This window comes from Butyrivibrio fibrisolvens (assembly GCF_037113525.1).
Lineage (GTDB): Bacteria > Bacillota > Clostridia > Lachnospirales > Lachnospiraceae > Butyrivibrio > Butyrivibrio fibrisolvens.
Genome location: NZ_CP146963.1, coordinates 4,062,621 through 4,075,391, shown reverse-complemented (window position 1 = coordinate 4,075,391; position 12,771 = coordinate 4,062,621). Strand labels below are relative to the sequence as shown.

Annotated in this window: 11 protein-coding genes; 9 read left to right on the top strand and 2 right to left on the bottom strand. The window is 39.6% G+C overall.

What is annotated here, in order from left to right; all coding sequences use genetic code 11:
• Positions 1–35: 35 nt before the first annotated feature.
• On the bottom strand, positions 36–1,232 hold the full coding sequence (pseC, locus tag WAA20_RS17335) for a UDP-4-amino-4,6-dideoxy-N-acetyl-beta-L-altrosamine transaminase (RefSeq protein ID WP_073388793.1): 1,197 nt from the start codon (positions 1,230–1,232) through the stop codon (positions 36–38).
• Positions 1,233–1,502: 270 nt separating this feature from the next.
• Here pseC and WAA20_RS17330 point away from each other — a divergent pair, with 270 nt between their 5' ends.
• The 7 genes from WAA20_RS17330 to WAA20_RS17300 all read left to right on the top strand — a co-directional run bounded on the left by WAA20_RS17330 (position 1,503) and on the right by WAA20_RS17300 (position 9,336).
• The gene (locus WAA20_RS17330; RefSeq protein WP_073388792.1) at positions 1,503–2,825 is read left to right on the top strand and encodes a sugar phosphate nucleotidyltransferase; all 1,323 of its coding nucleotides are present in this window, start codon (positions 1,503–1,505) and stop codon (positions 2,823–2,825) included.
• 20 nt (positions 2,826–2,845) lie between these two features.
• The gene (gene rfbH, locus WAA20_RS17325; protein ID WP_073388790.1) at positions 2,846–4,183 is read left to right on the top strand and encodes a lipopolysaccharide biosynthesis protein RfbH; all 1,338 of its coding nucleotides are present in this window, start codon (positions 2,846–2,848) and stop codon (positions 4,181–4,183) included.
• A 33-nt stretch (positions 4,184–4,216) separates the two neighbouring features.
• On the top strand, positions 4,217–5,056 hold the full coding sequence (locus WAA20_RS17320) for a hypothetical protein (protein ID WP_073388789.1): 840 nt from the start codon (positions 4,217–4,219) through the stop codon (positions 5,054–5,056).
• A gap of 141 nt (positions 5,057–5,197) precedes the next feature.
• Positions 5,198–6,529, top strand: a complete 1,332-nt coding sequence (locus tag WAA20_RS17315) for an IS1380 family transposase (protein WP_073388787.1) — start codon at positions 5,198–5,200, stop codon at positions 6,527–6,529.
• Between the two features lie 167 nt (positions 6,530–6,696).
• Complete coding sequence (locus WAA20_RS17310; RefSeq protein ID WP_139263796.1) at positions 6,697–7,413, top strand: hypothetical protein; 717 nt, start codon at positions 6,697–6,699, stop codon at positions 7,411–7,413.
• A gap of 72 nt (positions 7,414–7,485) precedes the next feature.
• The gene (gene rfbF / locus WAA20_RS17305) at positions 7,486–8,259 is read left to right on the top strand and encodes a glucose-1-phosphate cytidylyltransferase (protein ID WP_073388784.1); all 774 of its coding nucleotides are present in this window, start codon (positions 7,486–7,488) and stop codon (positions 8,257–8,259) included.
• Positions 8,260–8,301: 42 nt separating this feature from the next.
• Entirely contained in the window at positions 8,302–9,336 is a 1,035-nt protein-coding gene (locus WAA20_RS17300) for an NAD-dependent epimerase/dehydratase family protein (protein ID WP_073388783.1), read from the top strand.
• Positions 9,337–9,439: 103 nt separating this feature from the next.
• On the opposite strand, the gene WAA20_RS17295 is transcribed toward WAA20_RS17300, so the two are convergent.
• Positions 9,440–10,501: an SGNH/GDSL hydrolase family protein gene (locus WAA20_RS17295; RefSeq protein WP_073388781.1), complete on the bottom strand. Its 1,062-nt coding sequence runs from the start codon at positions 10,499–10,501 to the stop codon at positions 9,440–9,442.
• Positions 10,502–10,755: 254 nt separating this feature from the next.
• Between WAA20_RS17295 and WAA20_RS17290 the strand changes: the two genes are divergently transcribed.
• A complete protein-coding gene (locus WAA20_RS17290) occupies positions 10,756–11,712 on the top strand; it encodes a glycosyltransferase family 2 protein (RefSeq protein WP_073388780.1) in 957 nt (318 codons plus the stop codon).
• 50 nt (positions 11,713–11,762) lie between these two features.
• Positions 11,763–12,764 (top strand): radical SAM/SPASM domain-containing protein, encoded by a 1,002-nt coding sequence (locus WAA20_RS17285; protein WP_073388778.1) that lies wholly within the window; start codon positions 11,763–11,765, stop codon positions 12,762–12,764.
• The last annotated feature ends 7 nt before the right edge of the window (positions 12,765–12,771 follow it).

Genomic DNA, 12,771 nt, shown 5'->3' with positions numbered 1-12,771 from the left:
ATGGCTGAATTCGCTATTTCAGCCATCCAATTTTTTTATTTTCTGTAATTTTCAACTATCTTTTTAACAGCATGTATTACATCATCTACATCGCTATCTGTAAGTCTTGGATAGAGCGGTATGCTCATGATTCCCTTGTATACTTTTTCTGCATTAGGACACAGGCCTTTTTCGTAACCAAGGCTCTTATAGTATGGGAACCAGTATACAGGAACATAGTGAACCTGACACTGAACATTCTCAGCACTCATGGCATCAAAGAACTGTCTTCTTGTGCAGTTCAATTTATCAAGGTCAAGCTGTATGATATACAGATGTCTGGATGTATCTGATTCAGGAATGTTCTTCTGAACGATTATCTCAGGGATATCCTTAAAGGCTTCATCGTACTTCTTAACTATTTCCTTACGTCTTGCAACAAATGAATCAATCTTTCTAAGCTGGCTGCAAAGAAGAGATGCCTGAATATCTGTCATTCGATAGTTAAAGCCAAGCATCTGCTGCTCGTAGTACCATATGCCTTCATGAGGGCCTTCAAGCATTTTGCTTTCATCATGTTCCATACCGTGAGAACGAAGGAGTAAAAGCTTTTCATAATATTCTTTATTGTTTGTAAGAACAGCACCGCCTTCTCCGCAGGTTACAGTTTTAACCGGATGGAAGGACAGGCATGTCATATCTGCAATTGATCCGACCATGCGACCTTTATAACTTGAGCCGATAGAGTGTGCAGCATCTTCGATGAATACAAGATTATGCTTGTCACAGATTTCTCTTATTCTGTCTGCTTCTACAACCTGACCTGTGAAGTCTACTGCTACTACAGCCTTAGTATTAGGTGTGATATGTGCTTCTATGGAAGCGGGATCTATGTTGTAGGTATCAGGGTTGATATCTGCAAATACAGGTTTTCCGCCGCAGTAGAGAGCACAGTTGGCACTTGCCATGAATGTAAGGGGAGTGGTTATAAGTTCATCACCCTTACCTATACCAGCAACAGCAGCTGCAAGGTGAAGTGCTGCGGTACAGTTAGTTACAACTACAGCATATTTTGCTCCTGTATACTCGCAGAGCATCTTTTCTGCTTCATCTACCTTAGGGCCGCATGTGATATAGTCACTAAGAAGGGTTTTCTTAACTTCTTCAGCATCTTCTTCCGTTACCCACTGACGGCCATAAAAGAGTTTATTTGCGCGGACCGGAGTTCCGCCATCTATAGCTAATTTTTCCATATATTATCCTTTCCGGCAACTTGCGATGATGTCACAGGCTGCAATACTTATATAGCGAATTAAAGTTGAATTGTGGTGAATTACGATATATTAGCATAAAGATTATAGCCCATTCAATTAGTTATGGCAATTTGGTACAATGATAGTCGTAGAGTTTGAATGTATTGCCATTTGTAATATAATGTCGTATGGACTAAATCAGATAATTGTTTTTGGAATACTAAAACAAATGCAACAGGGTAATAAGTGATAATAAGGAGTTAATAAGTTATGCATATAGTTTTACTTTCAGGTGGTAGTGGAAAGCGCCTTTGGCCGCTTTCCAATGATGTTAGAAGTAAGCAGTTCATCAAGATGTTTCATGGAACTGAGGACGGTGAACTCGAGTCAATGGTGCAGAGAGTTTTTCGCCAGATCAAGACGGCTGATCCATCAGCGGATGTAACAATAGCTACAAGTAAAAGGCAGGTATCTGCTATTCGCAATCAGCTTGGAGATAAGGTTTCAATCTGCGTTGAGCCTACAAGAAGAGATACGTTCCCTGCTATAGCGCTTGCAGCATCGTTCCTTCATGATACCAAGAATGTTGGCGATGATGAAGCTGTAATTGTATGTCCTGTTGACCCTTATGTTGATCAGGATTATTTTCAGTGCTTCCACGAGCTCGAGAAGATGGTTAAAGAGGGCTCTTATAACCTTAACCTTATGGGCGTTGTACCAACATATCCCAGTGAGAAATATGGATATATAATCCCTAAGGAAGAAAGTCTTATAAGTGAAGTTAAAGAGTTTAAGGAAAAGCCTGATCTTGAAACAGCTAAGACTTACCTTGAACAGGGTGCGCTGTGGAACTGCGGAGTCTTTGCTTTCAGACTTGGATATCTTATGGATAAGGCTCATGAGCTTCTTGAGTTTACAGACTATCATGATCTTAATGCTCACTATGAGAATGCTCGTAAGATAAGCTTTGACTATGCTGTTGTTGAGCATGAGACATCAATAGGCGTTGTTCGCTATAAGGGTGAATGGAAGGATATAGGTTCCTGGAATACATTTGCAGAAGAGATGCCTGATCGCATCATTGGCAATGCTCAGATGGACGAGACATCTAATAACAGCAATATTGTTAATGAGCTTAATATTCCTATCCTTGGAATGGGTCTTAACAATATGATCATAGCTGCATCTAACGATGGAATCCTTATTTCAGATAAGACACAGTCAAGCTATATTAAACCTTTTGTTGAGAAGATGCACCAGGATATCCGTTATGCTGAGAAGTCCTGGGGAAGCTTTACTGTAATTGATGTTCAGGAAGATGCTATGACTATAAGAGTAGAACTCCTTCCAGGACATAAGCTTAATTATCATAGTCATGAACATCGTGATGAAGTATGGACAGTTATGTCAGGTACAGGTGTTGTTATAATCGATGGTAAGCGCCGCGACGTATCAGCTGGAGACGTTGTAAGACTTCCAAAGGGAAGTAAGCATAGCGTAATTGCTTCAACTCATATGCAGATCATAGAGGTTCAGATTGGCGAAGAGATAAGCGTAGAAGATAAGACCAAATACCCATTTCCTGAATTTTAAGTCGTAAAGGTTGAAAATAAATGTTTGAAAACATGAATGAAGAGGAAGCAAGAAAGCATATATTAGCAGAAGTTACAGCCTATTGTGATAAATATCATACAAAGAAAGATTATAAAAAGGGAGACCGGATTCCATACGCATCAAGAGTTTATGATCATGATGAGATGGTGAATCTGGTCGATTCCTCTCTTGAATTCTGGCTTACATCTGGAAGATATACAGAAGAGTTCGAACGAAAGTTTGGAGAATACCTTGGGGTACGTTTTGTATCCCTGGTTAATTCCGGATCTTCGGCTAATCTTCTTGCTTTTATGACACTTACATCACCGCTTCTTGGCGATAAGAGGATATGCCGCGGTGATGAAGTTATAACTGTGGCAGCAGGATTCCCGACTACGATCGCACCTATTATTCAATTTGGTGCAGTTCCTGTTTTTGTAGATGTTACGATTCCCCAGTACAATATAGATGTGGCTATGCTTGAAGAGGCTCTGTCGGATAAGACTAAGGCTGTAATGATAGCTCATACCCTTGGTAATCCTTTTGATCTTAGGGCTGTTAAAGCTTTTTGCGACAGGCATGATCTGTGGCTAATAGAAGATAACTGCGACGCTCTTGGAAGCAGATATGATATGGGCGATGGGATGAAATATACCGGTACCATTGGTGACATCGGAACATCAAGCTTCTATCCACCCCATCACATGACTATGGGAGAAGGTGGAGCAGTATATACAGACAATCCTCTTCTTAATAAGATAATACGTTCAATGCGTGATTGGGGACGAGACTGCATTTGCCCTCCGGGACATGATAATGAGTGTGGTCATCGCTTTGACGGGAAGAGAGGAGAACTTCCTGAAGGCTATGATCATAAGTATGTGTATTCACACTTTGGTTATAACCTTAAGGCTACTGATATGCAGGCTGCTATCGGATGTGCACAGCTGTCTAAGTTCCCTGAGTTTGTTCAGAAGCGTAAACATAACTTTCAGTTTTTGACAGATGAACTGGAAGATACTAAAGATCAACTGATTCTGCCAAAGGCTGCAGAGCATGCAGATCCAAGCTGGTTTGGGTTTTGCATTACATGCAATGAAAGTGGTCGTAGAGCAAAGCTTGTTCCATATCTGGAACAGCATGGAATTCAGACCAGAATGCTGTTTGCAGGCAATATTTTAAAGCATCCATGCTTTGATCAGATAAGATCAGGTGATAAGGAATACCGTGTTGTTGGTACTCTTGATAATACTGACCGTATCATGAACGATACGTTTTGGATTGGCGTATATCCCGGTATGACTGATGATATGCTTAAAGAAATGACAGACCGCATTAAGGAAGGCTTACGTATATAGCCATAACTTTGATACAGGGATATGAGGTTAAGAATGAAAAAGCTAAAAGATTTTATAAATAAAGTACTGACAATGCGTAATCTGGCGGTTGCGTCCATAGCTTTAATGGTGGTAGCGCTTCTGCCGGTTATAATGTGTTCATTTCATAATTATGCTACCGGAGATGATTTTTATTATGGAGCAGCAATTAAACAGGCGTTGAGGGATGGCAGAGGCTTTTTTGGATGCATATCGGCAATGTGGAGCGATATTGTCGAGGAATATTTTGCTTTTCAGGGAACCTGGTCTTCGGGAATTATGTTTCGTCTGGTTCCGGTACTTGTGAGCGAGCGCTTTTATACTGTGACAACCTGGATTTCTTTTCTGATGTTACTGGGATGCACCTGGTACTTTTTACATTATGTTCTTATAGCAAAGTGTAAGTGGAATAGTGCGGCTTTTTGGATCGTAATAAGTATTATGAGCATCTGTCTGACCCAGTGGATGCCGTTCCCGAGAGCAGGATTATTCTGGTATACCGGAATGATCCATTATGTATTCCCATTTGGAATTACTATGCTGGTATTTACCTGGTGTTTTAAATATCTGGAAACAGATAAGATCAGGTATTATGTAGGCATTATACTTGGAATGACTTATATCGGAGGCGCAGGCTATCCAGAAGTTGTTTTGGCAGCAGGCGGTGTATTCTTCGTTTTTGTATGGATGGCATTTATAGAAAAGGTCAGGAAGAAACAGTTATGGCTATTAAGCATTCCGTTTTTACTGGAGATGATCGGATTTGCCATTAGCGCAGCTGCACCTGGAAATAAAAATCGTGGTGGTGAGGACTTTGGATTTAGCATTACTAATCCTGAATTATTCACGGCTTAATTACAAAGCCGCATAGTTACTGTATTTAAACTGCATATTGCTTTCACTTAATAAGTGAAATCTTATGGGTATTAATAAAGCCCCAATTCTGTTAAAATTTTAGGTGTCGAATCCAAAACCAAAACAGAAAAGAGGCTTCATATGTCTAGTTTAGATTACACAACCTTAGAAAGCAATAAGCGTTTTAAATTAAATTTTGATGGAGGCGATTTATCCTCCGATGCTGGTCTTCTCCTTATAAAGGAGTTCATCAGCAAACTGCACTTTGACAAGCTGATAAGCAGCATATTTCACACCAATGATTTTTCAATCCGCAGAACCCACAAGGATGATGCAAATCTTCTGCAAGTCATATACCAGATATTCTCGGCATACTATGAAGATGACTGCGCCGATGAGCTCACTAATGATCCTATTCTCACAGCTGTCCTGGCGAAGAAATCACTTGCTTCACAACCAACTCTGTCTCGCTTTTATAACCGCATGGATGACAATACTCTGAGACAGTTTGATAACCTCATGAAGGCAATGCGCAGGATTGTTTACAAGATAAAAAGTCCTGAATTTATCCTTCTGGATCTGGATTCTACATTACTTGATACGTACGGCAAACAGGAAGGTGAAGACTTCAACTTTCATTACCAGAAGCATGGTTATCATCCGCTTGTCTGCTATGATGGTCTGACTGGCGACCTTTTGAAAATTCAACTCCGTGATGGCGCTGCTTACTCAAGCAATGGTGTAGCTGATTTCCTAAGACCTGTTCTCGAGGAACTTTCCTCAATGGAGTTTGCCCCTGAGCTTTCTCTTCGTGGAGATAGCGGTTTTGCTACTCCTGAGCTATATGAATTGTGCGAAGAGGACAATTATAAAGTCTCCTATGCAATACGCCTGAAGATAAACTCCAAGCTGAGATCTCTCGTTAAAGCTGAAGATGCGCTTCTTTTCAAAATGACCCAGAAAAATGCTGTTGATTATGCTGTTGTATACGGTGAGTTTTATTATCAAGCTAGAATCTGGAACAAGCCCAGGAGAGTTGTCTTTAAAATCGAGAAACCCTATAACCAGATAACTCACATGTATACTTTTATAGTTACAAACATGACTGTAGATATAAAATCAGTAATCAAGTTTTACTGCGGTCGAGGCAACATGGAAAACTTCATCAAAGAAAGCAAGAACGGATTCGACTTTGGGGCTGTCAGCAGTCATTCAAAGCTTGTCAATGCAAACCGTCTTCAGATCCATGCACTTTCTTACAACATATTCAATTGGTTTAAACGATTGGCTCTGTGCGCTTCAATGAAGAAACAATGTGCAGATACAATCCGTTTGAAACTGATCAAGATTGCCGTTAAGGTAGTCAGATCAGGTAGATATATTTATTTCAAACTGTGTAGTAGCTGCCCTTATATATCTGAGTTTTACGAAACACTCACCAATATAAATAGCTTGCAACCACAGTTGGAATAGCAACTAACAATGCACCTTGGCAACTTAAAAGTCTTAATTTCTGATACATAGGGATAGTCTACCCTTTTTTAGGACTAAATCCCGCCTATTCTTGGAATCCACTTCAAAAAAACGGATTGTGTGTCAGCTTTTGAAGATTTAAGTTGTCATGAATAATTCAGGCTAATGTGTTTGTTACATTAGGTAAGTGCTTTAAAATGGGAATAACAGGAAGCGTTAATTATCTGATAGATACTCCTTTGTTATGGATATTGACGATCTTGGTACTGGCTGTATCATGGCGCATGTTCAGTAATAATACGGATCAGCAGGTTAAAGTTATTCTTAAGCATCCTGCATTATTCTTGATAGTATCATATCTATTGGTTAGTGCTGTTTATGCACCTCAGATGTATGCAGGAGATGTTCAGTCCGGATATTCGGGTGGAGTGTTCGATTCTTATTACTTTACCTTTATTGTTGTTTGGATCTTGGAACTTGTATATTTGAGTGGTTGGTTCTGGTTATATGTAGCACCGGATCTTGGACATATTGATAAAGCGTCCATAAAACTTGTTTTGTCTGCTGCTATACTGCTTATCATGGTTGTTGCCGGTAAGAATATGGTAAAGACATCAATTGATTATACCTGTTATAGCTTTTGGGCTAGTGGACAGCTGGCTGATTTTGAAGAGCAGATGCAGGAGCGTCTTGCAATCTTGCAGGATGATACGATAACGGATGCGGTAGTACCGGAGATGAACAGTGAGCAGGGACCTTTTATGCATTTTGCTTTGATGAGAGATCCTGCTGTGTATACTAATAGTGTTACGAAACGGTTTTATGGAAAGCATTCTGTTATCGCAATTCCAAGAGATGAGTACAATGAACATTTGGGGAAATGAGATTTGACTTTGGAAATGAGATCTGTCATGTAATGTAAGAAGCGGGTTCATTTGAAGTAAAGGAGTTTTTGTATGAAAGTAGTTCTTTTGGCCGGGGGATATGGCACAAGAATAAATGAAGAAAGTCATTTAAAGCCAAAGCCTATGATCGAGATTGGTGAGAAGCCTATTTTATGGCACATAATGAAGGAGTATTCTCACCATGGTTATAATGAATTTATTATCTGTGCAGGTTATAAGCAGTATGTCATAAAGGAGTGGTTTGCCAATTACTATCTTTATAACTGCGATGTAACTTTTGATCTTACAGATGATAATCGCATGACGGTTCATAATAATGCGGCTGAGCCCTGGAAGGTAACAATAGTCGATACAGGCCTTGATACCATGACAGGTGGACGTATTAAGAGGGTACAAAAATATATCGGTGATGAAACTTTTATGCTGTCTTACGGCGATGGAGTAAGTGACATCAATATGAATGATATCCTGAAGTTCCATAAGAGCCATGGCAAAGTTGCTACGATCACTTCTGTTAACATAGGTCAGCGTTTTGGAACTATGGAGATGGAAGGCGACAGGATATCTTCTTTCAGAGAGAAGAATGAAAACGATGGCAGCCGCATTAATGCAGGATATATGGTCTTAGAACCTGAGATATTTGATTATATCGAAGGAGATAATACTATCTTTGAAAAGGATGTATTAGAGCGCCTTGCAAGTGAAGGCCAGCTCATGGGCTATCGGTATGACGGCTTTTGGCAGTGCATGGATACAAAGAGAGAAAAGGACAGGCTTGAAGCTTTATGGGCAGGCGGTAATGCCCCATGGAAAACATGGGAGTAAAGTTGTAAATAATAGTTTTTGTAACTAAGAAGGGCAGATAATATGAGCATAGTAGATGTAAGTAAGAGATATTTAATTACAGGAGCAGCAGGATTTATAGGATATCACTTATCAAGAAGGCTTTTAGAAGCAGGAGCTTCTGTTATTGGCTTTGATAATATGAATGATTATTATGATGTATCTCTTAAAGAGGAGCGTTTAAGACTTCTTAAGGATGTATCATCAAAAGTAGGTAATGGTAACTTTACATTTGTTAAGGGGAATCTTCAGGATAAATCTGTTGTTGATCAGGTCTTTGGAAAATATCATCCTGATATCGTGGTTAATCTTGCAGCTCAGGCTGGTGTCAGATATTCAATAGATCATCCTGAAAGCTATATAGAATCTAATATTATCGGTTTTTATAACATTCTTGAAGCCTGCAGACACAGTTATGATAATGGAGCATCAGGTGTAGAGCATCTTCTTTTTGCATCATCAAGCTCTGTATATGGTGGTAACACTAAGGTTCCTTTTAGTACAGAAGATAAGGTTGATGAGCCTGTAAGCTTATATGCTGCAACCAAGAAGTCCAATGAGCTTATGGCACATTCTTATTCTAAGCTTTATGGAATACCTTCTACAGGGCTTAGATTCTTCACTGTATATGGTCCTCTTGGACGCCCTGATATGGCACTCTTTAAATTTACTAATAAGATATTAAAGGGAGAACCTATTCAGATATACAACAACGGAGACATGAAGAGAGACTTTACGTATGTTGATGATATCGTTACAGGTATTATGAATATGCTTCCGTGTCCTCCTGCTGATAATGGTAAGGGTGCACGTTATAAAGTCTATAATATAGGCAATAATCATCCGGAACCTCTTATGAATATGGTTTCATTTTTGGAAGAAGCCCTTGGTATGGAGGCTCAGAAAGAATTCCTCCCTATGCAGGCTGGAGATGTGTATCAGACATACGCCGATGTATCAGAGCTTGAAAGGGATTTTGGATTTAAACCGGATACATCTCTCAGAGATGGAATTAATTCTTTTGTAAGATGGTACAAAGAGTATTATAAATTGACATAAGGTTTATAAGAGTGTCATATAAACTGAGATATTTTGTTGTTATAAATGAGTAATTTAAAAGACTTCTTGAACATTGATAGTTCAAGAAGTCTTTTGCTTGGATTTAGTAATCAGCTATCTTGTATGGATTGTCCAGATATGTATCATCAAGACCAAGCTGTCTGTTGATAAGATGTGTTACAACTGCAGCGAATACTTTTCTGCCGCGCTGGGTAAGATGAATTCCATCTTCTGCCAGATAATCTTTTGCGGTATAAGTATCCAGGTCCATGAATCTTCCATGATATGCATCAAAGATTATGCATCCTTCGTTTTCTGCTGTCTGGATGCAGTTACCAGCATATTCTTCATAAGTAGCATAAGAGTTATGGTACATATTGCCATCACCAAGGAATGCGCCGTCCTTGCCCCAGAACTGGCAGTATATTGGAGAGCAGCACACTATTCTTGCTTTTGGACTTGCCTGTGACAGCTGGAAGAGTGCAACGTGCATGGCATTAACATAGCATGAAACATTTTTGATATCGGTAGAATCTGCCTGTGGTCTGTTTGAAAGGAAATCATTTACACCGTATTCTACAACGTAGTAATCGACTTTGGCAGGATCTATGCTGTTTGCGACATCTGCTACGCCATAGTAGTCAAATATTGAACTGTCGCCTCGGCCGTTCAGGAATTCGGATACGTTATAGAATGAGGCATCGCTGTATTGGTATTGTTCACCTACTTTTGTAGATGCAGTAGTTCCGCCGCATCCAAGGTTATATACGGTATAACCGGTAGAGTTATGGACAAGATCCGAAATAGAAGTTCCATCTTCTCTTCCGTTGGCAAACTGACTGTCTCCAAGGAATACGATTACTACCTGCCCGTCACCTGTAGGATCATTAAGTACAGTTGTACTACTTTCGGATGCTGTATCAACCTGTTCAGTTGATGAAGCTTCTGTTGAAGCATTGTCAGCAACATCTGCGGTACTTGCTTCCAGTGATGATACAGTACTTGAAGCTTCAGTTGCTGAGACAGAGGATACAGATGCGCTGTTTGAAGCGTTTGCAGAATCTGATTCGGATGCAGCTTTCTTTACTGTAGTATCAAAACTGCAGGCTGACAGCATAGACGCACCAAGCAAAAGCGCTGTAAGTCTTGTTAGTCTTTTTTTCATAATATTCTCCAATCGTATATATTTCACTTAACCTTATATACTATTGTGCTTTTCAAAACACTTACACCATAATACCACATGTCGCGATATCCTGCCTTAATTATATATGAAAATAAAAATACAATACTTGCACTAATATGGTATAATATCGTCGGTGACTATGCTTTGTGTGTCTGAATACTTTCCGTTTATAGTCACATAAGGGTAGAAAAAGCTATATTGAAGCAAAATATATTTTTGAATCGAGGATAGATATGGATAAGATTGCGGTACTTATACCGTGCTACAACGAAGAAAAAACCATTGAGAAAGTTATTAAAGATACACAGAGATGTCTTCCTGAGGCTGTTATCTATGTTTATAACAATAATTCCACAGACAGAACAGTGGAAATTGCAAAGGCCTGCGGTGCAATTGTAAGAAATGAATATATGCAGGGCAAGGGCAATGTTATACGTCGTATGTTCCGTGAGATAGAGGCACAGTGCTATATCATGGTAGATGGAGATGACACATATCCTATGGAGTCAGCTTCTGAGATGGTAGATAAGGTGCTTAACCATAATGCGGATATGGTTGTTGGAGACAGACTTTCTTCAACTTACTTTACTCAGAACAAGCGTCCTTTCCATAATTTTGGAAACAGCCTGGTTAGAAGTTCTATAAACAGACTCTTTGACTGTGATGTAAGAGACATCATGACAGGCTATAGGGCTTTCAGCTATGAATTTGTTAAGACCTTCCCTGTTTTGTCCAAGGGCTTTGAGATCGAGACTGAGATGACGATCCATGCTGTTACTAACAACATGCAGATTGAAAACGTCGTTATTGAATACAGAGACAGACCCGCAGGTTCTGAGTCTAAGCTCAACACCTACTCGGATGGTTTTAGGGTTATTAGGACTATCTCCCGTCTTTACAGAGATTACAAGCCAATGCACTTTTTCTCAGCAATGGCGTTTGTGCTTGCTGTCCTTGCAATAATATTTATCATTCCAGTATTCAAGGAATACTGGGAGACCGGACTTGTTCAAAGATTCCCTACTCTGATCGTATGCGGTTTTACTATGATTGCTGCGCTTCAGGCTTTCTTCAACGGTATGATGCTTCAGAATATGGCTATCAATAATCGCCGCACTTTTGAGATGCAGCTCAACGGTCTTCACAGGAAGAAGATGTCAGTTATCGCTGAAGAAAAGGATGTTAACTAAAACAATCAGTAATTAAGAATAGTGTACGCTATAGAAAGAAGTAATAAGTTATGCCAATTAAAGTAAACAGTTTCATGGGAAAACTCGGCTGGAATGCCAGAAAATATCTTCCAAATCTTGCCAGCAATGCTTATCTTAAGCTTCAGTTTATAACAAGATCACGTGCTCAGAAGAAATATGTTGACTATTTTTTAAATAGTCCTGAAGTTCCAAAGCCAAATGTAGTTAATATCGAGACTATAAACAGATGTAATTCCACCTGCGCTTTTTGTACTGCCAATGTACATGCAGAAAAGCGCCCTCTTGCCAAGATTGATGATAACCTTTACCGTTCTATTATCGATCAGCTTGCAGACTGGGGCTATAAGGGACATCTTACACTTTATGGTAATAATGAGCCATGGCTTGATACCCGTATCGTGGAATTCCATAAGTATGCCAGAGAGAAGCTCCCGGAAAGTTTTATATTCATGTCAACCAATGGCCTTATACTGACACTTGATAAGGTCAGAGAGATACAGCCTTATATCAATCAGCTCATCATCAACAATTATTCAATGGAGATGAAGCTGCATCCTAATATCCAGAAGATATATGATTACGTTAAGGCTCATCCTGAAGAGTTCAAGGATATCGATATTCAGATCCAGATGAGATATCTTCAGGAGGTTCTTACTAACAGGGCTGGAAGTGCTCCTAATAAGAAGGCTACTGAGAAGGTAATAAGAGAGACATGTCTCCTTCCTTTTACAGACATGTGGATTATGCCTAATGGTAAGATAGGTCTTTGCTGCTGTGATAACTTTGAGGTAACAGATTTTGGTGATCTGAATACAACACCTCTTAAGGAAGCCTGGGGAAGTCCTAAACTTATGGCTGCAAGAAAGGATATCGCTTCAGGTCGTCAGAATTATAAGTTCTGTACACATTGTGACTTCATTGATGCGGGATTCCGTATGCAGCTTGTCAAAGCTATTCTTGAGCACGGTGAAGATGCTGCTCACAGCATTGGTGGTCAGGAACGTATGAAAGTTTTCAATCAGGAAAAATAATCTTAGA

Excerpts from the sequence above, each read along its gene's own strand:
- pseC (WP_073388793.1), bottom strand. The coding sequence starts at position 1,232 with ATGGAAAAATTAGCTATAGATGGCGGAACTCCGGTCCGCGCAAATAAA.
- WAA20_RS17330 (WP_073388792.1), top strand. The coding sequence starts at position 1,503 with ATGCATATAGTTTTACTTTCAGGTGGTAGTGGAAAGCGCCTTTGGCCG.
- rfbH (WP_073388790.1), top strand. The coding sequence starts at position 2,846 with ATGTTTGAAAACATGAATGAAGAGGAAGCAAGAAAGCATATATTAGCA.
- WAA20_RS17320 (WP_073388789.1), top strand. The coding sequence starts at position 4,217 with ATGAAAAAGCTAAAAGATTTTATAAATAAAGTACTGACAATGCGTAAT.
- WAA20_RS17315 (WP_073388787.1), top strand. The coding sequence starts at position 5,198 with ATGTCTAGTTTAGATTACACAACCTTAGAAAGCAATAAGCGTTTTAAA.
- rfbF (WP_073388784.1), top strand. The coding sequence starts at position 7,486 with ATGAAAGTAGTTCTTTTGGCCGGGGGATATGGCACAAGAATAAATGAA.
- WAA20_RS17300 (WP_073388783.1), top strand. The coding sequence starts at position 8,302 with ATGAGCATAGTAGATGTAAGTAAGAGATATTTAATTACAGGAGCAGCA.
- WAA20_RS17295 (WP_073388781.1), bottom strand. The coding sequence starts at position 10,501 with ATGAAAAAAAGACTAACAAGACTTACAGCGCTTTTGCTTGGTGCGTCT.
- WAA20_RS17290 (WP_073388780.1), top strand. The coding sequence starts at position 10,756 with ATGGATAAGATTGCGGTACTTATACCGTGCTACAACGAAGAAAAAACC.
- WAA20_RS17285 (WP_073388778.1), top strand. The coding sequence starts at position 11,763 with ATGCCAATTAAAGTAAACAGTTTCATGGGAAAACTCGGCTGGAATGCC.